This window comes from Pseudomonas sp. YJ42 (genome assembly GCF_047225135.1).
In the GTDB taxonomy this organism is placed as follows: domain Bacteria; phylum Pseudomonadota; class Gammaproteobacteria; order Pseudomonadales; family Pseudomonadaceae; genus Stutzerimonas; species Stutzerimonas stutzeri_E.
Window position 1 is genome coordinate 2,789,948 of the sequence record NZ_CP178378.1, and the last position, 21,584, is coordinate 2,811,531.

Here is a 21,584-nt window from a genome sequence, read left to right on the forward strand (position 1 = left end):
GGGCGGCAGCTGCTCCTGTCCCGATTGCTGCCATGCGGCAGGCTACGGCGCGCGTGCTATCAGATTTTTAGTAAGCGCGGCTGCGGCAGAGTTGCCGGAATATGGCCGTGACGGCGTAGTCACCGACGGACTGTCGTCACGCGACGCTTCGCACGCTTGTGCTCGGCGCGCGAAAGGGTCGGCTCGACGGGGTGCGTAGGCGGCGCGAGCCGCTGTAGCGGCTGCAGCCGTGTGGATCAGTTTTTGCCGGGCCGGATGGAAGCGTAGCCGTTGCGATAGCTCGAATATTGCGGCACCCAGCCCAACGCGCGGGCACGAGCATTGCTGCAACGCTTGCTACCGGCGCGACGCGTCATCGCCTGCTCGGCCCAATGGGTGACCCCGAGTCGCTCGCGCAGCCAGTCGATGACTTCGTGCAGCGGCGCCGGATCATCATCGACCCCAAGATAGCAATCTTCCAGGTCGCCGCCGTTCAGATCGGTCTGCAGCAGGCAGGCCAGCAGCGCCGCGGCGTCGTCACGGTGCACGCGGTTGCTGTACTGCGGTGGCTCGCGGTCGACCCGCAGCCCGGCACGGACCTGATTCTGCATCCAGGGACGAGCGGGATCGTAAAGCCCGGCCATGCGCACTCGGGTCGCCGGAATGCCACAATCCAGTGCCAGCCGCTCGGCTTCGAGCATGACCTGGCCGGTATAACCGGCGGGCTCGGTGGGAGAGGTTTCATCGATCCATTCACCGCTGCTCTGGGCATAGACGCCGGTGCTGGAGACAAAGAACAGCCGTTTGGGTCGCTGGCCGCGCTGCTGCAGCCAGCCGAGCACATTACGCAAGCCGTCGACATAGGCGGCCCGGTATCCCGCCTCGTCATGCTGGCTGGCCGATGCGGCGTACACCAGATAGTCCAGCGTACCGTTGGGCCAGCTGCGCGGTACCGCGCTGGCCGACAGATCGCCCTTGACCGGCAGGATCGGCACCGGCAGGCCGGCTGCCTGGCGGCGCAGGCCATAGACCGTCCAGCCCGCTCGGCTCAGCTGCAATCCGAGGCGGATACCGACATCGCCGCAGCCGGCGATCATTACAGAAGGACGAATAGCCATGGCGGTTGCTCCGTAACCGTTGCGGACCACTTGATCGGCCCGCCTTGCAGAAGTGTACCGCTGCCACATGAAATTTGCCGCTGATCAGCCAACGATGAACGGGTCGGGCATAGTTGGTTCGAACCCGAGCAAAGGCTATGCTAGCCAGCACTCTGATGGAAACTCGCTATGACACTGACCGAACTGCGCTACATCGTCACGCTTGCCCAGGAACAGCATTTTGGCCGCGCCGCCGAACGGTGCCATGTCAGCCAGCCCACGCTTTCGGTGGGGGTCAAGAAGCTCGAGGACGAGCTCGGCGTGCTGATCTTCGAGCGGACCAAGAGCGCGGTGCGGCTGACCCCGGTCGGTGAAGGCATCGTCACTCAGGCGCAGAAGGTACTCGAGCAGGCACAGAGCATCCGCGAGCTGGCCCAGGCCGGCAAGAATCAGCTGGCGGCGCCGCTCAAGGTCGGCGCTATCTACACCGTCGGTCCTTACATGTTCCCGCATCTGATCCCGCAGCTGCATCGCGTGGCGCCGGACATGCCGCTGTACATCGAAGAAAACTTCACCCACATCCTGCGCGACAAGCTGCGCACTGGCGAGCTGGACGCGATCATCATCGCGTTGCCATTCCAGGAAGCCGACGTGCTGACGCTGCCGCTGTATGACGAGCCCTTCTACGTGCTGATGCCGGCCAACCACCCATGGTCGAAGAAGGAAACCATCGACGCCGAGATGCTCAACGACAAGAGTCTGCTGCTACTCGGCGAAGGCCACTGCTTCCGCGATCAGGTGCTCGAAGCCTGCCCGACCGCCCGCAAGGGCGAGGCGCCGAGCCATACCACCGTGGAGTCCTCGTCGCTGGAAACCATCCGTCACATGGTCGCCTCCGGCCTCGGCGTGTCGATCCTGCCGTTGTCGGCGGTCGACAGCCATCACTACTCCCCCGGCGTGCTGGACATCCGTCCGATGACAGCGCCGGTGCCGTTCCGTACCGTGGCGATTGCCTGGCGCGCCAGCTTCCCGCGGCCGAAGGCCATCGAGGTACTGGCCGACTCCATTCGCCTGTGCTCGGTCGCCAAGCCGCCGGCCGCGAACGCCTGACCCATGAGCGAGCTCGCGGCCGTCCCGGTCACCGCACTCAAGGGCGTCGGCGCGGCATTGGCCGAAAAGCTCGCCAAGGTCGGTCTGGAAACCTTGCAGGATCTGCTGTTCCACCTGCCGCTGCGTTACCAGGACCGCACCCGTATCGTCCCGATCGGTGCGTTGCGGCCCGGCCAGGATGCGGTGGTCGAAGGCACGGTCACCGGTGCCGATGTAGTCATGGGTCGGCGGCGCAGCCTGCTGGTGCGCCTGCATGACGGCAGCGGCAGCCTCAGCCTGCGCTTCTATCATTTCAGCCAGGCTCAGAAGGAAGGTCTCAAACGCGGCACCCAGCTGCGCTGTTACGGCGAAGCCCGTCCCGGCGCCTCGGGCCTGGAAATCTATCACCCGGAATATCGCGCGCTCAGCGACAGCGAAGCGGTCGCTGTGGAGCAGACGCTTACACCCATCTATCCGACCACCGAGGGCCTGACCCAGCAGCGTCTCCGTCAGCTCACGCAGCAAGCACTGGCGCGGCTCGGCCCGCACAGCCTGCCCGACTGGCTGCCAGACGAACTCGCGCGTGACTATCGGCTGGCGCCCCTGGACGAAGCCATCCGCTACCTGCACCGGCCGCCGCCGGACGCCGATCTCGAAGAACTCGCCGAGGGCCGTCACTGGGCCCAGCATCGCCTGGCCTTCGAAGAACTGCTGACCCATCAGCTTTCGATGCAGCGTCTGCGTGAAAGCAGCCGCGCCCAGCACGCACCGCCACTGCCAGTGGCGCTTGAGCTGCCTAAGCGTTACCTGCGAAACCTCGGTTTCCAGCCCACCGGCGCCCAACAACGCGTGGGTGCCGAAATCGCCTATGACCTCGCCCAGGACGAACCGATGCTGCGCCTGGTACAGGGCGATGTCGGCGCCGGCAAGACGGTAGTCGCCGCATTGGCTGCCCTACAGGCACTGGAGGCCGGCTATCAGGTGGCGCTGATGGCGCCGACCGAGATTCTCGCCGAGCAGCATTTCATCACCTTTTGCAAATGGCTCGAACCACTGGGAATCGAGGTCGCCTGGCTGGCCGGCAAGCTCAAGGGCAAGGCGCGCACCGCGGCGCTGGATCGCATTGCCACGGGCTGCCCGATGGTGGTCGGCACCCACGCGCTGTTCCAGGACGAAGTGCAGTTCAAGCGTCTCGCCCTGGTGATCATCGACGAACAGCACCGCTTCGGCGTGCAACAGCGGCTGGCGCTGCGGCGCAAGGGCGTCGACGGCCGGCTCTGCCCGCACCAGCTGATCATGACGGCCACGCCGATCCCGCGGACGCTGGCGATGAGCGCCTACGCCGATCTGGACACCTCGATCCTCGACGAATTGCCGCCCGGTCGCACCCCGGTGAACACCGTGCTGGTGGCCGATAGCCGCCGCCTGGAAGTCATCGAGCGCGTGCGCTCGGCTTGCAACGAAGGCCGTCAGGCCTACTGGGTCTGCACCCTGATCGAGGAGTCCGAAGAGTTGACCTGCCAGGCCGCGGAAACCACCTTCGAAGATCTCTCGGCAGCGCTCGGCGGGCTCAACGTCGGGCTGATCCACGGCCGCATGAAGCCGGCCGAGAAAGCCGCGGTGATGGCTGAATTCAAGGAAGGGCGGCTGCAGCTGCTGGTGGCGACCACGGTGATCGAGGTGGGTGTCGACGTGCCCAACGCCAGCCTGATGATCATCGAGAACCCCGAACGCCTCGGGCTCGCGCAGCTACATCAGCTGCGCGGCCGGGTCGGTCGTGGTAGTGCCGCCAGCCATTGCGTACTGCTCTATCACCCGCCACTTTCGCAGATCGGTCGCGAACGGCTGGGAATCATGCGTGAAACCTGCGATGGCTTCATCATCGCGGAAAAGGATCTGGAACTGCGCGGCCCCGGGGAAATGCTCGGCACGCGGCAGACCGGTCTGCTGCAGTTCAAGGTCGCCGATCTGATGCGCGATGCCGATCTGCTGCCCGCCGTACGCGACGCAGCCCAAGCCTTACTGGCACACTGGCCCCAGCATGTCAGTCCTTTGCTGGAGCGCTGGCTGCGCCATGGCCAGCAATATGGCCAGGTCTGACGCTCGTCGGTAAATCCAAACCGCACTAATCATGAGGCTATACTGCGCCGCATGGGAATAAGACGGATCACTTGCTCATGAACTCGGCTGTCGACACAACAAAAGAAATCACGCTCGCGCCAATGATTGTCCAGCTGTTGGACAAGCTGGCACTGCCTTATCGCATCTGCGAGGACCACTCGGATCTGGACCCCGCCCGTCGCGTACAGGCGGTTCTGGTCGACGACGCCATCGGTGCGCTGTTGGTACTGTACCCCCGCGATCATCTACTCGATCTGCCCTCCCTGGTTGAATTGACCGGACGTCAGCTGGTGGCCGTCAAGCCCGATCGACTCATGCGCATGCTGGCCAAGCACGACCTGAAGGTACTGCCCGGCCTGCCGCCGCTGACCAGTTCGCCATGCCTATATGAAGAACGGCTGCTACAGCAACCGGAGCTGCTGGTCGAATCCGGCCAGCCGGGTCTGCTCCTGGCCCTGTCCAGCAATGACTTCAAGACGCTGCTCAGCAAGGCCAGCGCTGGCCGGTTCGCGGCGCCGCTGAGCCAGATCAAGCCCAACCTCGACCGTCCCGAAGAGGACCGCGCCGAAATTAGCCAAGCCGTGCAGAGCTTTACCGCACGACGGATTCAGAAGCGTCTGGAAGAAACCATCGAGATTCCACCGTTGGCACAGACGGCGCAGAAAATCATTAAGTTGCGCGTCGACCCGGACGCCACGGTGGATGACATCACCGGTGTGGTCGAGACCGATCCGGCGCTGGCCGCGCAGGTGGTCAGCTGGGCCGCTTCGCCGTACTACGCGGCCCCGGGCAAGATTCGCTCGGTGGAGGATGCCATCGTGCGGGTGCTCGGTTTCGATCTGGTGATCAACCTGGCGCTGGGTCTGGCGCTGGGTAAAACCCTGAGTCTGCCCAATGATCAACCGCAACAGGCAACGCCGTACTGGCAGCAGTCGATCTACACCGCGGCGGTGATCGAGGGCTTGAATCGGGCCATTCCACGCACCCAGCGCCCGGAGGCGGGGATCAGCTACCTGGCCGGTCTGCTACATAATTTTGGCTATCTGGTGCTCGCACACGTCTTTCCACCTCACTTCTCGCTGATCTGCCGGCACCTGGAGGTCAATCCGCATCTCAGCCACAGCGTGATCGAGCAGCACTTGCTGGGCATCACTCGCGAACAGATCGGCGCCTGGCTGATGCGCTACTGGGGCATGCCGGACGAGCTCTCCACGGCGTTGCGCTTCCAGCATGACCCCAACTATCAGGGCGAGCATGCCAGTCACGCCAATCTGGTCTGCCTCGCGGTACATCTGCTGCGCAATCGTGGCATCGGCTCCGGCCCTTACAGCGAAATCCCGCAGACACTGTTCGATCACCTCGGACTGAGCCGCGAGAAAGCCAACGACGTGGTAAACAAGGTGCTCGAGGCCGAAGCCGCGTTACGTGCCTTGGCGACGCAGGTCCAGTCGCCACACTGAAGGCTGGGCGGTGCCTACGGAACCGACCGAGCCCGCCCAAGCACTGCACGACAATCTAGCCGCCCGCGCGGAAACTCACCCGCGCATCCACCAACCCCTCGCCGACCTGACTGATGCTGACCTCGGCGAGGCTCGCACCCGCCGCCTGCAACTCATCGAACCAGCGCAACAAGGTGCCATAGGACGCTCCGGGCAAGGTCACCTGCAAGCTGCCGTCATTGCCGATATCGAAGCTTTCGAGGGTCAGACCGCTTTGCTGCGCGCTCTGCGTCACTAACCCCTGCAACTGTTCAGGTGCCAGCGAAACCGGTTTGCTGCGAGACATCTGCCGGGCCAGTTCGGTGTTCTGTTCCAGGTAGGCGTGCAACTCGCGTGTCTGCTGAAAGTACGCCTGGGCGTCACGCACGCGCTGCTGCGCCGGTTGCCAGAGCAGCAGATAGAACAGCACCACCGCCAGGAATGCCCCGAGCAGGGTCAGCGACAGGCGCTCGCGGGGCTGCAGTCGCTGCCAGCGTATCCACAGCGGGGATTCGGCCAGGCGCACGCGCATCTGTTGTTTCAGGTTCATCCTCGGCCTCCAATCACCACTCGCGCGCTGACGGCGTCGCCGTCACGGCTGGCCGAGCCCAGCTGCACGCTTTCGCCGGTCTCGCCCAGGCGCTGACGCAGCTGTTCCAGCGCCGCGAAGTCGCTGGCGCGAACCTGCAGGGCGAGGTCGCCGCGGGCCTGGTTGTAGTCCAGCTGACTGATCGTCACCGGAAAGCCTTCGGCCATCGCCTGCGCCACTTCGTCCAGCAACCGCATGAAGCCCGTTGAGGTACCAGCGCTCTGGCCGATGTGTTCGTCGAACTGCGCACGCAGGTTGACGATGCGCCGGTCCTCCGGAAACAGCTCGCTGTACAGCGCGCGGCTGGCTTCGGCGTAACGCTCCGCCTGCCGTTCCAATGTCCAGGCCTGGACCAGATTGAAGATCAGTTGCACCGCCAGCACCAACGCGAGCACCAGCAGCACTGGCTTCCACTGCCCCAGCCCGCTGCCGGCGGCCTGCACGGCGAAGTCACCCTGAGCCAGGTTCAGCGCGCCAGCGCGTCCCGATGCAAGGAAGCGATAGGGATCGTCCAATTGCTGGTAATCATCGAGCGATTCGGGCGGCTCGTTGAAGGTGCCATGGCCATGACGAGGTATCGGACACTGTGCGACCAAGTGCGGCCACTGACTGCTATCGAAGGCGAGCCGAGCTTCCGGAACGCCTCCCAGCAGCGCGCGCCCATCGATGAACAGCAGCTGGGTGCCGTCACGGGGCAGAAGGTCGGCATCGACGTGAATGGCAACGACTGTCAGCCCCAGCGCCTGCAAATCCTCCAGCCAATCGGCCAGCAGCTGTCGACGGATCGCGATGACCCGCCGCCGGCCGTCTTCCAGCGCATCGCCGTGGGTCAGATGCAGATCATCGACGTTCTCGGCCAGCAGCTCTTCGACGGCATAGGCCAGAGCCTGGTTGATCCAGCGCGCCTTACGCGTCGGCAGGTTGACTGCGAAGGCGCTGCAGACCTCGGCCGGCAGCACCAGCGTCACCGCGACCGGTGCCTGCTCGGCACAGCTGGCCAACGGCATCCAGCCACCTTCGCCCTCGCCCGGCAGCCAGTAGACTTGAGCGTCCGCGTCAAGCCGGGGGCCGCAATCGGCAGGCAGAAACAGGCAGTCCATCGGCTATCGTTCTCCATTGTTAGTTGGACGGAGCAGCCGTGGCGGTTGCCCCAGATTTCGCTGGAGGACACGGATTTCGCCGTCGTCCTCACGTCGCAGCCGGCTCACCAATGCCAACCGGCGGTCAGCCAGACGCACCTCGCTGGTGGCCTGAAAGAACTGGCTCGTCACCGCGACGCTGGTGCTTTCCAATTTGACACCGCCAAGCGCCGGTTGCGCCATGAAGCTCGCGACATCGCGAAAGCCACCGGCTTGACGCGCCTGCACCAGCGCTTCGGCGGCGCTCGGGCTGAGGCTGTCGGCAAGACTCGACAGCACCATGGCGCTGGCCGTGTTGACGTTCAACGGGGTATCCGCCGGCAGTGCGCTGACATAGGGCGCCAAGCGCTGGAAGTCCTCATCGCGCATGTCGAGCAGCAAGCGCAGCTCGGAGATATCTTCGAGACGCCGTCCCGCGGTGCGGTAGGGCGGATCGAGCAGCAGATAGGCATTGTCTTCGGCGCCCAACTCGCCACTGGGCTGCTGATCGCTGTCCAGCCAATCGAGCAGGCGCTCGGCGTAGGGTTCGCTGATCTGCAGGCGCAGCAGCAGCCGACGGAACTGCGCCAGCGCCGCGGCATTGGGCTGCTGTTCGCGCACCAGACTGTTGAGATTGAAGCGCCCCGTCAGATCTTCGATGCGGACCTGAACCTGACCCTGGCCTTCGTCGAGGTCGTAGGCCGGCTGCGGCAACGCCCAAGGCTCGAGCAGATGATCGATGGCGGGTCGTTCGGTGCCGTTGCCCGATGTCTGCGAATCGCGGCGCAGGATCGACCGCGCCAAGGCTTCTCCGCCAAGGGCGTAATGCCAGGCCTGGCGCGCCTGCGCCTGGTTGGCGGTGCCACGGATCGACAGCTGCTGGCGAGCGATCATGCCGGCGCAGACCACGGTGACGATGGCCACCACCAACAGCACGGTGATCAAGGCGACGCCGCGCTGGGTCTTCATTGCAGCTCATCCTCGGCTTCCGGTTCGGGCACTCCTTGGGAGTCCGGCTGAATGAACTGAGGCGCTGGCGCCGGGCCATCGGGCAGGCGCAGCAAGCGGGTAATGGTGCCGTAGCGCTGATGATCGAAGGACACCTCGACGGCCACTGGCAAGCGCCGGGCCTGCTCCTCCGGGTCACCACGACCGAACTCGAACGGCGGCCATTCATCGTGCCAGGCGCCTTCCGCGTCCAGATAACGCAGGCGCAGCTCGGTCACATCATCGAGCACTCGCTGCACCCGTGGCGCGCTATCCAGATCGCGGTCGAGCACGATCCAGTAGAGCCGTTCCAGGCTGTCACCGGCGAGGTGCCAGCGCACCCGCTGCAGATTGGATCGACGCATCCCGGTGGGGTTACGCCAGCCGCTACGGGTCAACTCCAGGGAAGCGCCGCCTTCGGAGCTCGACAGCTGACCGACGAAGGCGTTCTGCTCATCGCCGTAACCGTCGCGCACGGGACGCGGCACGGCCTGAACCAGATCCTGCTCGAGCCGCCACATCGCCCGACCGAGCTCACGCAGTTCGGTTTCCTGGGCGCGCACCACCTCGTCGCTGCGCAATACGGCTTCGAGCATGCGGTAGGTCGCCAGGCCCAGCAGCGCGAACAGGGCGATGGCGATCAGCAATTCCAGCAAGGTAAAACCCGCCACGCTTAGGCGCCTCCGCGCTCGGCTGGTCATGGCTCGGCCCCGACGAAACCGGTCAGGCTGGTGACGGCGCGCTGTTCGATCGACGCCGAATTGCTGCGGCGTGGCTCAGCGGCCGCCACCCAGACGCGGATGCGCAAAAGGCCTGGCGTTCCGCTGGTTTCCACCTCACTGAGCACCTGCCATTGGCGGCCGCCGAATTCCAATTGTTGGTCCTCGCGACCGATGCTCGGCGCCGGCTGTTGCAGTTGCAGCTCGGTGAGACGGTTGTCGGCTATCCAGCCAGCCAGCGTCAGCGCCTCCAGCCGCCCGGCATTGTTCACGCTGCGTCCGGCGGCGGTCAGCACCACCGCGGCGACGATGGCGAAGATCGCCAGCGCCACCATTACTTCCAGCAAGGTGAAGCCGCGCGAGCGCAGCAGTGTGCGACTCATCGGCGCGCGTCCTGCGGTTCGGCACGCGGCATACGAAAGCCATCGCTGGAGACGACCCAGCCGGTGCCGTCCGGTCGCTGATCGGAAAAGGTCAGGGTAAAGGGCGAAAGCTCGCCGCTGGACAGGATCAACAGTTGCGGCTGCACGCGAGGCGCACGGCGGCGCTCGCGGTCACCCTCCTTGGACAGGCCGATAGGGTCGTCCTCGTGCTTGACCGGTGCCACCAGCTTCAGGGGTGCGCCATCGAGCTCCAGCTCCAGCCGTATCCACTCCGGGGCCTTGTGCGCCTTGTCATCTCCGGCATCACGCCAACGTGCTTCAGCCTCGTCGTAATGCATGACCCGGTAGCCGTCATGGCTGATCAACAGGCCGTACTCACGGCTGTCGAGCACGGCCTCGTCGGCCATCAGACCGATCAGCGTCGCCAGTCGCTGCGCTTCGTCGCGGACCTCACGGGAAGAGCCGGTGTTGCCGATCGACAGCACCGCCAAGCCCACCAGACTGCCGAGGATGACGATCACCACCAGCAGCTCGATCAGCGTAAAGCCGCCGCTCCGGCGCGCCCGGCGCATCGATCAGAGATCCCAGCTACCGATGTCCGCGTTCAGCTCAGAACCGCCCTGTTTGCCATCGGCGCCGTAGGAATACAGATCGAATTGGCCATGGGTGCCCGGCGACAGGTATTGGTATTCATTGCCCCAAGGGTCCTTGGGCACGCGCTTGAGGTAGCCGTCGCGATTCCAATTCTTCGGCTGTGGATTGCCACCGGGCTTTTCCACCAGCGCGTCCAGCCCTTGCTGGGTGCTGGGATAGGAATAGTTATCCAGCTTGTACATGTCGAGGGCGGCGCTGATCGCCTTGATATCGCCTTTGGCCACGGTCACCTTGGCCTGGTCCGGGCGATTCATCACCTGCGGCACCACCAGTGCGGCGAGAATCCCGAGGATCACCACCACCACCATGATTTCAATGAGGGTGAAGCCCCTCTGTCTGCGGTCGTTCAACGTCATGCTCACTAGCCCACCAGTTGATTGAGAGAAAGAATCGGCAGCAGGATCGCCAGAACGATCACCAATACCACAGCCCCCATGAACACCAGCATGAAGGGCTCGAAAAGACCGACCAGCAACGAGATTTGCGCGGCCAGGTCGTTTTCCTGATTGCGCGCGGTGCGCGCGAGCATCTGATCGAGCTCGCCGGATTTCTCGCCGCTGGCGATCATGTGCAGCATCATCGGCGGGAACTCGCCGGTGGCATCCAGCGCGCGGGTCAGGCTGCCACCTTCACGCACCCGCTGCGCCGCCTCGATGACCTTGTCACGGATGCGCAGGTTGGCGATCACCGCCGCGGCGATGCCCAGCGCGTCCACCAGCGGTACGCCGCTGCGGGTGAGAATCGCCAGGGTCGAGGCGAAGCGCGCCGTATTGGTCGCCCGCGCCAGACGCCCCACCAATGGAATGCGCAAGATGAAAGCATGCCAGCGCCGCTTGATCTTTTCGTCACGCAGCGCCTGCCGCATCGCCAGGCCTCCCGCAACGATTCCGATGAGCATCAGCCAACCCCAGCGTTGCACCACTTCGCTCACGGCGATCAGCCCGGTCGTCAACGCCGGCAGCTGCTGTCCGGTATTGACGAAGACCTTCACCACGTCCGGCACCACATAGCCCAGCAGCAGCACCACGATGGCCAGCGAAGCCACCAGCAGAATCACCGGATACAGCAGCGCCAGCTGGATCTTCTGTCGCGACTGCTGGCGCTGGTCGGTGTAGTCGGCCAGCTGATCGAGCACCAGACCCAGATGTCCAGCATGCTCGCCCGCTGCAACAGTGGCTCGGTACAGCTCGGGAAAGGCCGAAGGATATTCGCGCAGCGAGCCCGCCAGACTGTGACCCTCCATTACTCGGGCGCGCACCGCCAGCAGCATCGATTTGATCTTCTGCGAGGTCGACTGCGCCGCCGTGGCGCGCAGGGCCTCCTCGATGGGCAGCGCGGCTTGGACCAGCGTGGCGAGCTGGCGGGTCACCAACGCCAGATCACGAGCCGAAAGCCCACGCCCAAAGCCGAAGCCACCGCCAGTGGTGTCTTCCTTGGCCTTGGCCTGTTTGACCTCCAACGGCGACCACTGCTTCTCGCGCAACAGCTGCCGAGCCTGCCGCGCGCTGTCCGCCTCGATCAGGCCCTTCTGCTCGCGGCCGCGCGGGTCGAGTGCGACATATTCGAACGCCGCCATCAGCCACGGCCTCCGCCGAGTCTGCAGGCCTGCATGGCCCTAACGGTCCCTGTAGCGGTACAGCTCATCCGTTACTCCTCTCGCGTGACGCGCAGCACTTCTTCGATGGTGGTCACGCCTTCGCGCACCTTGCGCAAGCCGTCCTCGCGAATACTTGGGCCCAGTCGGCGGGCGTGGCGGAGCATGTCCTGCTCGGGTGCGCGGGTGTGGATCATGCTGCGCAGGGCGTCGTCGAACATCACCAGTTCGTAGATGCCGGTCCGCCCACGGTAGCCCAGCTGCCGGCAGACGTCGCAACCCTCAGCGTGATAGAGCGTCGGCGCCTCGCTCGGATCGAGGCCGAACAGTGCACATTCGGCCTCGTCGGCGACGTAGGCGCGTTTGCAGTCATTACACAGCACGCGCACGAGGCGTTGGGCCAGCACGCCGAGCAGCGACGAGGAAATCAGGAAGGGTTCCACGCCCATGTCCACCAGGCGTGTCACCGCACCGATGGCGCTGTTGGTGTGCAGCGTCGACAGTACCAGGTGGCCGGTCAGCGACGCCTGCACAGCCATGTCAGCGGTCTCCTGGTCGCGGATCTCACCGACCATCACCACATCCGGATCCTGGCGCAAAATCGCGCGCAACCCGCGGGCGAAGGTCATGTCGACCTTGGTGTTGACCTGGGTCTGGCCGATGCCTTCGAGGTTGTATTCGATCGGGTCCTCGACGGTGAGGATGTTGCGCGAGCGGTCGTTGAGCGTGACCAGGCTGGCGTAAAGCGTGGTGGTCTTGCCCGAGCCGGTCGGGCCGGTGACGAGAATGATGCCGTGCGGCTTCTGCACGGCCTGCTCCATCACTTTACGGTCGCGATCGCTCATGCCCAGATGGCGCAACGTGAGGCGCCCTGCCTGCTTGTCGAGCAGACGTAATACCACCCGTTCACCATTGGCCGAAGGCAACGTCGAGACACGGATATCGACTTCGCGGCCTCCGACCCGCAGGGAAATCCGGCCGTCCTGAGGGATGCGCTTCTCGGCGATATCCAGCCGCGCCATGACCTTGATCCGTGAGACCAGCAGCGCCGCCAACTCGCGCTTGGGTTGCACCACTTCGCGAAGAATGCCGTCGATGCGGAAGCGGATCACCAGACGCTTCTCGAAGGTCTCGACATGGATGTCCGAGGCGTTTTCCTTGATCGCTTCGCCGAGAATGGCGTTGATCAGGCGGATGATCGGCGCATCGTCCTCCTGCTCCAGCAAGTCTTCGGTTTCCTGGATCTGATCGGCCAGGCTGTGCAGGTCCATCTCGTCACCCAGGCCCTCGACCATCAGCATCGCCGCCGAGGAGTCGTGCTGGTAGGCCGCGCTCAAGGCCTGCTCGAATTCATCCTGCGCCAACCACTGCATGGCCAGCGGGCCACCCGCGATGCGCTGCGCTTCCTGCAAGGCGGTCAACGGGGCGCCTTCACGTGCACACAGGCGCAAGCCTTCGGGGCGATCCAGCAAGATCACACCATGGCGCCGGGCGAAGGCAAATGGCAGGCGCCGCTGGACCGGCTCCTCCAGCAGCGCGGTCATCTCGTTCACGTCCAGTTCGGCCATGCAGTATCGATCCTCGGAAAAAGCTATGAGCAGGTCGCGCTGAAGCCAGCGCGACCAACCGCTTTGGACTACAAGGAATGCATGACATTGCAAACCTCTGACAGTTTTTCATCAGCGCATTACAGGCCCCTCGGCAAACCGGCACCAAGGTCGAATATAGCCAAGGCTGCGGGCGAATACCGCATCTATGGGCGGTCATTCATGATTGCGCCGTGCATATTCGCCATGGAACCTTATACGAAGGTCGAATCCAATACGGACGCTGCCTGCAGCGGTACAAAGCAACCTAACGGTCACGTCGTGAACGAAGCGGCGCATTGGCGTTCCGATTAAAACAGTTGTTTGATTTTTGCGGCGATTGCAGAATGCCGCGCCGCAACAGGCCCGACCAGCAGTGCAGGGGCCCGTTAGCCGATCCACACCCGGCCGCCACCCGTAGTGGCCGGGCGAAAAGTACCACCCGCGGTGCGAACAGCCGGATGACCGGACAGCCCGCAGGTAACGATCAAGCAGGAGAACAAGAACAATGCACATTGGTGTTCCTCTCGAAACCAGGCCCGGTGAGACGCGCGTCGCCGCGACACCGGAAACCATCAAGAAGCTGATCGGGCAAGGGCATCGGGTGACGGTGCAGAGCGGGGCTGGCGTACAGGCCAGCATCCCGGACAGTGCCTTCGAGGCGGCAGGCGCTACCATCGCCGATGCCGCTGCGGCGTTCGCAGCAGAGATCCTGCTGAAGGTGAACGCACCGAGCGAAACCGAACTGGCGCAGATGCAGCCGAGTACGGTTCTGGTCGGCATGCTCAATCCCTTCGACAATGAAAACATCGCGCGCATGGCCGCACGCGGCATCACCGCCTTCGCTCTGGAAGCGGCGCCGCGCACCTCGCGTGCACAGAGCCTCGACGTGCTTTCGTCGCAGGCCAACATCGCCGGTTACAAGGCCGTAATGGTCGCCGCCAACCAGTATCCGCGCTTCATGCCGATGCTGATGACCGCTGCTGGTACGGTGAAGGCCGCACGGGTGTTGATCCTTGGCGCCGGTGTGGCCGGTCTGCAGGCCATCGCCACGGCCAAGCGCCTGGGCGCGGTGATCGAAGCCTCGGACGTACGCCCGGCGGTGAAAGAGCAGATCGAATCGCTCGGCGCCAAGTTCGTCGACGTGCCGTTCGAGACCGACGAAGAGCGCGAATGCGCCGAAGGCGTTGGCGGCTATGCCCGTCCAATGCCCGCGTCCTGGATGACACGTCAGGCTCAAGCCGTGCACGAGCGTGCCAAGCAGGCCGACATCATTATCACCACCGCGCTGATCCCGGGCCGCAAGGCGCCGACGCTGTTGCAGGAAGAAACCGTGCAGCAGATGAAGCCCGGCTCGGTGGTAATCGACCTCGCCGCTTCTCAGGGCGGCAACTGTCCATTGACCGAAGCCGATCAGGTGGTGGTCAAGCACGGCGTGACCCTGGTTGGCTACACCAACCTGGCGACCCTCGTGCCGGCGGATGCATCGGCGCTATACGCACGCAACCTGCTGGACTTCCTCAAGCTGGTGATCGATGGCGAAGCCAAGTTCCAGCTCAATCTTGAAGACGACATCGTCGCCGCGTGCCTGATGTGCCGCGACGGCCAGGTCGTGCGCACCAACGGTTAAGGGAGCCCTAAAGAATGGACCTGATATCTGATGGCATCTACAACCTGATCATCTTCGTGCTGGCGATTTACGTCGGCTACCACGTGGTCTGGAACGTCACCCCCGCGCTGCATACCCCGCTGATGGCGGTCACCAACGCCATTTCGGCGATTGTCATCGTTGGCGCCATGCTCGCCGCCGCCCTGACCGTCACGCCGATGGGCAAGCTGATGGGCACCCTGGCGGTGACCCTGGCCGCGGTCAACGTCTTCGGTGGCTTCCTGGTCACCCGTCGCATGCTGGAAATGTTCAAGAAGAAGGAGCGCGCTGGCGCTAAGGCGGAGTCCAAGCCATGAGCATGAACCTGATCACCCTGCTCTACCTCATCGCCTCGGTGAGCTTCATCCAGGCCTTGAAAGGCCTGTCGCACCCGACCACCTCACGCCGCGGCAACCTGTTCGGCATGATCGGCATGGGCATCGCCGTGGTCACCACGGTGTTCCTGGTGTTCAAACTCGGCGCGCAGCTGGTCGAAAGCGCCAGCCCCTGGAGCGGTCTGGGCTTTATCGTCCTCGGCCTGCTGATCGGCGGCAGCATCGGTACACTGATGGCCAAGCGCGTCGAGATGACCAAGATGCCCGAGCTGGTTGCCTTCATGCACAGCATGATCGGTCTGGCCGCGGTATTCATCGCCATCGCTGCGGTGCTCGAACCGCAATCGCTGGGTATCGTCCAGGCCATCGGCTATCCGATCCCGGCCGGTAACCGCCTGGAGCTGTTCCTCGGCGCAGCCATCGGCGCCATCACCTTCTCCGGTTCGGTGATCGCCTTCGGCAAGCTGTCGGGCAAGTACAAATTCCGGCTGTTCCAAGGCGCGCCGGTGGTGTTCCCCAACCAGCACAAGATCAACCTCGCCGTGGGCGTGGCGATTCTGGTACTGGGTCTGATCTACACCTTCAGCGGCAACTTCACCGCGTTCATGATCCTGGTGGCGCTGGCCTTCGTGATCGGCGTGCTGATCATCATCCCCATCGGCGGCGCCGACATGCCAGTGGTGGTCTCGATGCTCAACAGCTACTCGGGCTGGGCGGCGGCCGGTATCGGCTTCTCGCTGAACAACTCGATGCTGATCATCGCCGGCTCCCTGGTGGGTTCGAGCGGCGCGATCCTCTCGTACATCATGTGCAAGGCGATGAACCGTTCGTTCTTCAACGTCATCCTCGGTGGCTTCGGCGCCGATGCCGATGCCGGCCCGGCCAAGGGCAGCCAGGAACAGCGTCCGGTCAAATCCGGTTCCAGCGATGACGCCGCCTTCCTGCTGTCGAACGCCGACACCGTGATCATCGTTCCTGGCTACGGCCTGGCGGTGGCTCGCGCGCAGCATGCACTGATGGAGCTGGCCGAGAAGCTGACCCATATGGGCGTGACCGTGAAGTACGCGATCCACCCGGTTGCCGGCCGTATGCCCGGCCACATGAACGTGCTGCTGGCCGAGGCCGAAGTGCCGTACGAGCAGGTCTTCGAGATGGAAGACATCAACTCCGAGTTCGGCCAGGCCGACGTGGTGCTGGTGCTCGGCGCCAACGACGTGGTCAACCCGGCGGCGAAGAACGATCCGAAGTCGCCCATCGCCGGGATGCCGATCCTCGAGGCCTACAAGGCCAAGACGGTCATCGTTAACAAGCGCTCCATGGCCAGCGGTTATGCGGGCCTCGACAACGAACTGTTCTACATGGACAAGACCATGATGGTCTTCGGCGATGCCAAGAAGGTCGTCGAGGACATGGTCAAGGCCGTGGAATAAGCGACACCGCTACACCAAAGCCCCTCCCGGCCCGGCCGCGAGGGGCTTTTTCTTGCCCGATCAGCCGCCGAATACCCGCGCCAGGTGCGCTTCGTAACGCTGGATGTCGGCCTCGATCGAGGGTCGCTTCATGACATCCACACAGAGGAAGGTCGGCAGGCCTGTCATGCCGAGAAATTCGTTGGCCTTGTGGAAGGGGAAGTAGACGGCATCCACCCCCTTGCCTTCGAAGAAGTCCGTCGGATCGTCGAAGGCCTGCTGCGGCGCGTTCCAGGTCGCCGAAATCATGTACTGCTTGCCCTGCAACAGCCCGCCGCTGCCGTACTTCTGCGAGGCATCGGAACGCGTGCGCCCGTCGTTGGCGTAGAGGCTGCCGTGGCCCTCGGTGAATACCTCGTCGAGGTATTGCTTCACCGTCCAGGGCGCGCCCATCCACCAGCCGGGCATCTGATAGATGATCACGTCCGCCCAGAGAAACTTGGCGACTTCTTCGGCCAGGTCGTAACCCGCGTCTATTTGGGTTTGCTTGACGTCGAAGCCGGCACGGTCGAGAAACCGCAAGGCGGTTTCGTGAAGCGTGGTGTTGTAGCGACCATCGGAATGGGCGAACTGTTTGGCACCGTTGAGGAGCAGGATTTTTTTCATGGAAGGCGTATCCAGCAAATGAGAATGGCGGGCAGCCTAACGACCGCCCGCGCGGCAAAACAGAGCGCTGCAAGCAAAAGCGTGTTGACTGAAAGTCACGAATCAGCGACCCGTTAATGCCTTAGGCTGTTTACACCCATCAGCGGAGCAAGCCCCATGAGCGAACGTTGCGCCTTTATCCTTCACGCCTACACCCGACCGGAAAAATCGGCCGAATTCGAAGCGCTGTTCAACCGCTACGTTGCCGCAAGCCGGGCCGAGGACGGCTGCGTCGAGTACCACATGCTGCGCGACGCGCAGGACCCGACCCTGTTCATTTTCTTCGAGGTCTGGCAGTCACCTGAGCATCTGGCGGCGCACAATGCGCTGCCGCATATGCGCAACTTCCGTGAGCAGCGTATGGATTTCCTTAGCCGCGATTTCGAGGTTCGTCCGATCGAAATGCTCAGCGCCTCGTCCGCCCAGCGCTGAGTCGGGCCAAACAGTTTCGTCGGCGAAACAGCGGTACAGTTGATCACCCCTGACAACTGAACCGGCACAATTCACAGTCCCTGTGACTGTTACGTAACAGCGCAGCACGCGACCCTATCTACCCATACCCCACCCCCGCGAATCGGCGGGAAGGAGAAGGCAGATGGAACGCGTACTGCCCCGCACGCTCAGGCTCGGTACTGGCTCGCTATCGCTGCGTCGACTGGTTGAATTGCTGCACCTGTGGCATCGACGGGCCCGCACCCGACGTCAGCTGGCCGCGCTGGATGAGCACCAGTTGTCGGACATCGGCATCAGCCGCAGTGAGCGCATGGCCGAGCTGGAAAAACCATTTTGGCGCTGACATCGCACTTCCCAGGCAAGATCCTGCAACCTAAGCTGAACGGCACCACCCGTCGGCGGTCCAAGCCGCTATCGGCGGGAAGCCGCGTCTAGCCTGGAGAAGTCTATGAACAAGTATCTATTGTCTGTCGCCGCCGTTGCTTGCCTGGTTGCGGGAACCGCCTCGGCCGGAAGTATCACGGGGACGGTCGATGCCATCGGTGCCTCGTTGGTCAATAGCGTCGAAGGCACCTCCGACTTCACCTCAAACCTGGGTGACGACAAGCTGGTGCTCGACGCCCGCGACGATGCGGCCCGCTTCGTTGCCAGCGATGGCAAAGCGCGTGGAGCCCAGCTCGAGGCCGCGCTGGGCCATATCCGCAGCCAGGCGCCAGGCCTGAGTGCCAGCGATCTGGAACTGGCCAACGCTATCCTGGCGCTCTGACCCACCCCATTAAACCCGGGCCGCAGCGCTGGCCGTCAGGCTGGCGTTTCGCTAGCCTATGCGGCTGTTTTTCGGCACCGGGATCAACATGCGTTCGTTCTATCTTGTATTGGCCAGCTGCGCCTTCTGCGGGACTGCGCAGGCATTCGACAGCACTATCGCTGGCACCGTCGCCTTCAGCTACGTTGCCAGCCAGGTAACCAGCGCCCCATTCGATAACAAGCTGATCCTCGACTCGCGCGATGACGCGGCCCGCTTCGTCGCCAGCCAGGGTGAGGTCCGCGGCGCGCGGCTGGAAGCGGCATTGCGTTGGCTCCACCGGCAACAGCCGCAGCTGGCAGCAAGCGATCTGGAACTGGCCGAAGCAATCCTCATCCAATAGCCACCCGCTTTCACGAGAACCTACATGAAATTGAAGCTGTTCGCCGCGCCCCTCGCACTGACCCTACTCGCCAGTGGCGTCCAGGCCCAAACGCTGGTCGCCACCAGCAACATCGTGATCAATGCGCTGGACCGCAGCATCAACTTCACCTCGGATGTCACCAGCCGCATCAGCGATATGAAAGTCGTCAGCGAAGCCCGTGACGAAGCCGCCGGCTTCGTCGCCAGTGCAGGTGAAATTCGTGGTGCACGCCTGGAAGCTGCTTTCGGTGGGCTGCGCAGTGCATTTCCGGAAGCCCGGCAAGCCAGCGATCAGGCCCTGGCTGAACTCATTCTCTCGCAGTGAAACCAGTTCGCGCCTGGCTGGCCTATGTTGCGCTCATGGCGCTAGCCAACCTGTGTCACGCCGATCTGCACCTGACCCTCGACGACAACGAGCTGCAGCCGGCCGAACGCGCAGCCAGCCAGCAATTACTCGACGAAGCCACGGCGGCGCTGCCGCCGAGGTTGGTCGAACGGCTTGATCGTGAGGTGCGTGTGCGTTGGCACGACGGTCTGACGCACCAGGTATATGGCAGCGCGGGAGGCGATCTGCTACTGCTCAACCGACGCCTGCTGCCCTCCCTGACCGATGGTTCCGCCGCCACACAACGTACCGACCGCCCCCACGGCACCGTTCGCAGAGAACTGTTGGCGACACTGATTCACGAAGTCGGGCACCTCTATGATCGTGCTCGGCTCTGGTCGTCCGAACGCCATGCGCAATTAGCCTTCTGCAGCCAACGCGCCGCCAGCCTCGGCCTGGTCGGGTTGCCGGACCGCTGCCGCGGGCAAACCGAACGCCGCTTCACCCTCAGCGATGATCCACGTCTGCTCGACCTCGCCGGCTGGCCCCAGCGTGTCGGCCAGCACGGCGAGCGCGAGCGGAAAAACGCCCAAATAGCGCGCAGCCCCGATGCTTACGAGCTGACCAACCCGCTTGAATTCGTCGCGGTGAACCTGGAGTACTTCCTGCTCGACCCCAGCTACGCCTGCCGACGGCCTTCCCTGCATCGCTATTTTCGCGAGCATTTCGGCTGGCAGCCGACCGATGTGCAGGCCTGCGACGGCGGCCTGCCGATTCTCAACGCCGGACATGATTTCGCGCGAGCTCCCTTGATCAAGCTCAATCCGGAGCGGGTCTACGCGGTCGACTACCTGTTCGCCGAGGCCAATGACGCCTGGGTAAGCCGTTGGGGCCACAGCATGCTGCGCCTGGTCATCTGCGCCCCCGGTCGTCCGCGCGGGCCGGCTTGCCGACTGGATCTGGATCATCACCTGGTGCTGTCCTTCCGCGCCTTTGTCGGCGACGTGCAGCTGTCCAGCTGGGATGGCCTGACGGGTGTCTATCCGTCACGCCTGTTCGTTCTTCCGCTGGGTCAGGTGATCGAGGAATACACCAAGGTCGAGCTACGCAGCCTCGCCTCGATCCCGCTCAAACTGGAGCGCGATGAGATCGACAGGCTGGTCGAACGCAGCGCCGAGATGCACTGGAGCTACGACGGCGATTATTACTTCCTGTCCAACAACTGCGCGGTGGAAACCCTCAAGCTGCTGCGCAGCGGCACCGCACGGCCGGAACTCACCGCGCTGGACAGCATCCTGCCCAGCGGGCTGTTGGAAATCCTGATCAATCGCGGCCTGGCCGACGCCAGCGTGCTCGACGATCCGTACGAAGCGCTGCGCCTGGGCTATCGCTTCGACTCCTACCGCGATCGCTACCAGGCGATGTTCGCCGTGCTTCGCGAACGTCTCGGACTGCCGCAAGAAGATGTCGAGCAATGGCTGGCGCTCCGTGCCGAGCAGCGTCGCCCATGGATCGCGAAGGCCGATCTGCGCGCCAGCGCGGCACTGCTGCTGGTCGAACAGGCGGCGCTGCGACAGCACCTGCTCCTGGCGCAGGAGGAACTCAAGAAGCGCTACCTGGGCGGCCGCGAGCAGGGTGATACAAGCCTCGCCAAGGCCGATGAAACCCTGCAAGGCATCCTCGCCAACAGCGGCTATCTGAGCCAACCGGCACAACTGCTCGACGGCGGTTACGGGCTGCCGCAGGCCAGCGAGTGGCAGCGACTGGAGCAGGAAAGCAGCCAGCGCCAGGCGCAGCTCATGCAACTCACCGAGACGCTGAACGAAGAAGTCCGCTTGTTGTTGGGCGAAGAACGTCGCATGGAGCTGGAGAACGTGGAGGCCAACCTGGTGCAGATCGGCGACCACTTGCGGCGCCTGCACAAAGCCGGTGGCGGCTTGCAACTGCCCTGACAGGATCGGCATACGCCTTCAAACCCTGTATGCATCCAGGCGACTCAACCTGTTCACGCGACTTTTCTCGGGACGAAAAAAAACCTCGAACTTCGTTGGGGGAGGGGGAAGTTCGAGGTCCAAATCCGGACCGCTAGGGCGAGGTCCAGAGATCTGCCAACACTTAACACAACAAGGAGCATCGAAGGGCTTTCA

Annotated in this window: 23 protein-coding genes; 12 read left to right on the forward strand and 11 right to left on the reverse strand. The window is 63.8% G+C overall.

Features of this window, described 5'->3' with window-relative positions; translation table 11 throughout:
* Positions 1 to 236 precede the first annotated feature (236 nt).
* Positions 237 to 1,097, reverse strand: a complete 861-nt coding sequence (locus ACL0K2_RS12810; protein WP_045160105.1) for an oxidoreductase — start codon at positions 1,095 to 1,097, stop codon at positions 237 to 239.
* A 168-nt stretch (positions 1,098 to 1,265) separates the two neighbouring features.
* Between ACL0K2_RS12810 and ACL0K2_RS12815 the strand changes: the two genes are divergently transcribed.
* From ACL0K2_RS12815 to ACL0K2_RS12825, 3 genes are all read left to right on the forward strand, one after another.
* Complete coding sequence (locus ACL0K2_RS12815) at positions 1,266 to 2,186, forward strand: hydrogen peroxide-inducible genes activator (protein ID WP_045160104.1); 921 nt, start codon at positions 1,266 to 1,268, stop codon at positions 2,184 to 2,186.
* 3 nt (positions 2,187 to 2,189) lie between these two features.
* Positions 2,190 to 4,265 carry an ATP-dependent DNA helicase RecG gene (recG, locus tag ACL0K2_RS12820; protein WP_413042781.1) on the forward strand — a complete coding sequence of 692 codons (2,076 nt, stop codon included), beginning with the start codon at positions 2,190 to 2,192 and terminating at the stop codon, positions 4,263 to 4,265.
* A gap of 77 nt (positions 4,266 to 4,342) precedes the next feature.
* Positions 4,343 to 5,746, forward strand: coding sequence for an aminoacyl-tRNA deacylase and HDOD domain-containing protein (locus tag ACL0K2_RS12825; protein WP_045160102.1), 1,404 nt, complete (start codon positions 4,343 to 4,345; stop codon positions 5,744 to 5,746).
* 55 nt (positions 5,747 to 5,801) lie between these two features.
* On the opposite strand, the gene ACL0K2_RS12830 is transcribed toward ACL0K2_RS12825, so the two are convergent.
* The 9 genes from ACL0K2_RS12830 to gspE all read right to left on the reverse strand — a co-directional run bounded on the left by ACL0K2_RS12830 (position 5,802) and on the right by gspE (position 13,376).
* On the reverse strand, positions 5,802 to 6,314 hold the full coding sequence (locus ACL0K2_RS12830; RefSeq protein WP_045160101.1) for a type II secretion system protein M: 513 nt from the start codon (positions 6,312 to 6,314) through the stop codon (positions 5,802 to 5,804).
* Positions 6,311 to 7,453, reverse strand: a complete 1,143-nt coding sequence (gene gspL / locus ACL0K2_RS12835) for a type II secretion system protein GspL (protein ID WP_045160100.1) — start codon at positions 7,451 to 7,453, stop codon at positions 6,311 to 6,313. Before gspL ends, ACL0K2_RS12830 begins: the two co-directional genes overlap by 4 nt.
* A gap of 3 nt (positions 7,454 to 7,456) precedes the next feature.
* Positions 7,457 to 8,440, reverse strand: coding sequence for a type II secretion system minor pseudopilin GspK (gene gspK / locus ACL0K2_RS12840; protein ID WP_045160099.1), 984 nt, complete (start codon positions 8,438 to 8,440; stop codon positions 7,457 to 7,459).
* On the reverse strand, positions 8,437 to 9,159 hold the full coding sequence (gspJ, locus tag ACL0K2_RS12845) for a type II secretion system minor pseudopilin GspJ (RefSeq protein ID WP_045160097.1): 723 nt from the start codon (positions 9,157 to 9,159) through the stop codon (positions 8,437 to 8,439). The genes gspK and gspJ overlap by 4 nt, the downstream gene beginning before the upstream one ends.
* Complete coding sequence (gene gspI, locus ACL0K2_RS12850; protein ID WP_045160096.1) at positions 9,156 to 9,560, reverse strand: type II secretion system minor pseudopilin GspI; 405 nt, start codon at positions 9,558 to 9,560, stop codon at positions 9,156 to 9,158. The genes gspJ and gspI overlap by 4 nt, the downstream gene beginning before the upstream one ends.
* Positions 9,557 to 10,132 (reverse strand): type II secretion system minor pseudopilin GspH, encoded by a 576-nt coding sequence (gene gspH / locus ACL0K2_RS12855; RefSeq protein ID WP_045160095.1) that lies wholly within the window; start codon positions 10,130 to 10,132, stop codon positions 9,557 to 9,559. The genes gspI and gspH overlap by 4 nt, the downstream gene beginning before the upstream one ends.
* A gap of 3 nt (positions 10,133 to 10,135) precedes the next feature.
* Complete coding sequence (gene gspG / locus ACL0K2_RS12860) at positions 10,136 to 10,570, reverse strand: type II secretion system major pseudopilin GspG (RefSeq protein WP_045160121.1); 435 nt, start codon at positions 10,568 to 10,570, stop codon at positions 10,136 to 10,138.
* Between the two features lie 5 nt (positions 10,571 to 10,575).
* The gene (gene xcpS / locus ACL0K2_RS12865; RefSeq protein WP_045160094.1) at positions 10,576 to 11,790 is read right to left on the reverse strand and encodes a GspF family T2SS innner membrane protein variant XcpS; all 1,215 of its coding nucleotides are present in this window, start codon (positions 11,788 to 11,790) and stop codon (positions 10,576 to 10,578) included.
* 71 nt (positions 11,791 to 11,861) lie between these two features.
* A complete protein-coding gene (gene gspE / locus ACL0K2_RS12870) occupies positions 11,862 to 13,376 on the reverse strand; it encodes a type II secretion system ATPase GspE (protein WP_045160093.1) in 1,515 nt (504 codons plus the stop codon).
* Positions 13,377 to 13,902: 526 nt separating this feature from the next.
* On the opposite strand from gspE, the gene ACL0K2_RS12875 reads away from it, so the two are divergent.
* Genes ACL0K2_RS12875 through ACL0K2_RS12885 form a run of 3 tightly spaced genes read left to right on the forward strand, consistent with a single transcriptional unit; the run spans position 13,903 to position 16,807 of the window.
* Positions 13,903 to 15,024, forward strand: a complete 1,122-nt coding sequence (locus tag ACL0K2_RS12875; RefSeq protein ID WP_045160092.1) for a Re/Si-specific NAD(P)(+) transhydrogenase subunit alpha — start codon at positions 13,903 to 13,905, stop codon at positions 15,022 to 15,024.
* A 14-nt stretch (positions 15,025 to 15,038) separates the two neighbouring features.
* Positions 15,039 to 15,359 (forward strand): NAD(P) transhydrogenase subunit alpha, encoded by a 321-nt coding sequence (locus ACL0K2_RS12880; RefSeq protein WP_014851051.1) that lies wholly within the window; start codon positions 15,039 to 15,041, stop codon positions 15,357 to 15,359.
* A complete protein-coding gene (locus ACL0K2_RS12885) occupies positions 15,356 to 16,807 on the forward strand; it encodes an NAD(P)(+) transhydrogenase (Re/Si-specific) subunit beta (RefSeq protein ID WP_045160090.1) in 1,452 nt (483 codons plus the stop codon). The genes ACL0K2_RS12880 and ACL0K2_RS12885 overlap by 4 nt, the downstream gene beginning before the upstream one ends.
* A gap of 60 nt (positions 16,808 to 16,867) precedes the next feature.
* Here the strand turns inward: ACL0K2_RS12885 and ACL0K2_RS12890 are convergent, their stop codons facing one another.
* The gene (locus tag ACL0K2_RS12890) at positions 16,868 to 17,452 is read right to left on the reverse strand and encodes an NAD(P)H-dependent oxidoreductase (protein WP_045160089.1); all 585 of its coding nucleotides are present in this window, start codon (positions 17,450 to 17,452) and stop codon (positions 16,868 to 16,870) included.
* Positions 17,453 to 17,608: 156 nt separating this feature from the next.
* Here ACL0K2_RS12890 and ACL0K2_RS12895 point away from each other — a divergent pair, with 156 nt between their 5' ends.
* The 6 genes from ACL0K2_RS12895 (at position 17,609) to ACL0K2_RS12920 (ending at position 21,389) form a co-directional block, all read left to right on the forward strand.
* Positions 17,609 to 17,923 (forward strand): putative quinol monooxygenase, encoded by a 315-nt coding sequence (locus ACL0K2_RS12895; RefSeq protein WP_045160088.1) that lies wholly within the window; start codon positions 17,609 to 17,611, stop codon positions 17,921 to 17,923.
* Between the two features lie 163 nt (positions 17,924 to 18,086).
* Positions 18,087 to 18,287 carry a DUF1127 domain-containing protein gene (locus tag ACL0K2_RS12900; protein WP_045160087.1) on the forward strand — a complete coding sequence of 67 codons (201 nt, stop codon included), beginning with the start codon at positions 18,087 to 18,089 and terminating at the stop codon, positions 18,285 to 18,287.
* Positions 18,288 to 18,392: 105 nt separating this feature from the next.
* Positions 18,393 to 18,710, forward strand: coding sequence for a DUF2388 domain-containing protein (locus ACL0K2_RS12905; RefSeq protein WP_045160086.1), 318 nt, complete (start codon positions 18,393 to 18,395; stop codon positions 18,708 to 18,710).
* 88 nt (positions 18,711 to 18,798) lie between these two features.
* On the forward strand, positions 18,799 to 19,092 hold the full coding sequence (locus tag ACL0K2_RS12910) for a DUF2388 domain-containing protein (RefSeq protein WP_045160120.1): 294 nt from the start codon (positions 18,799 to 18,801) through the stop codon (positions 19,090 to 19,092).
* A gap of 24 nt (positions 19,093 to 19,116) precedes the next feature.
* Entirely contained in the window at positions 19,117 to 19,437 is a 321-nt protein-coding gene (locus ACL0K2_RS12915) for a DUF2388 domain-containing protein (RefSeq protein ID WP_045160085.1), read from the forward strand.
* A 35-nt stretch (positions 19,438 to 19,472) separates the two neighbouring features.
* A complete protein-coding gene (locus tag ACL0K2_RS12920) occupies positions 19,473 to 21,389 on the forward strand; it encodes a DUF4105 domain-containing protein (RefSeq protein WP_045160119.1) in 1,917 nt (638 codons plus the stop codon).
* The last annotated feature ends 195 nt before the right edge of the window (positions 21,390 to 21,584 follow it).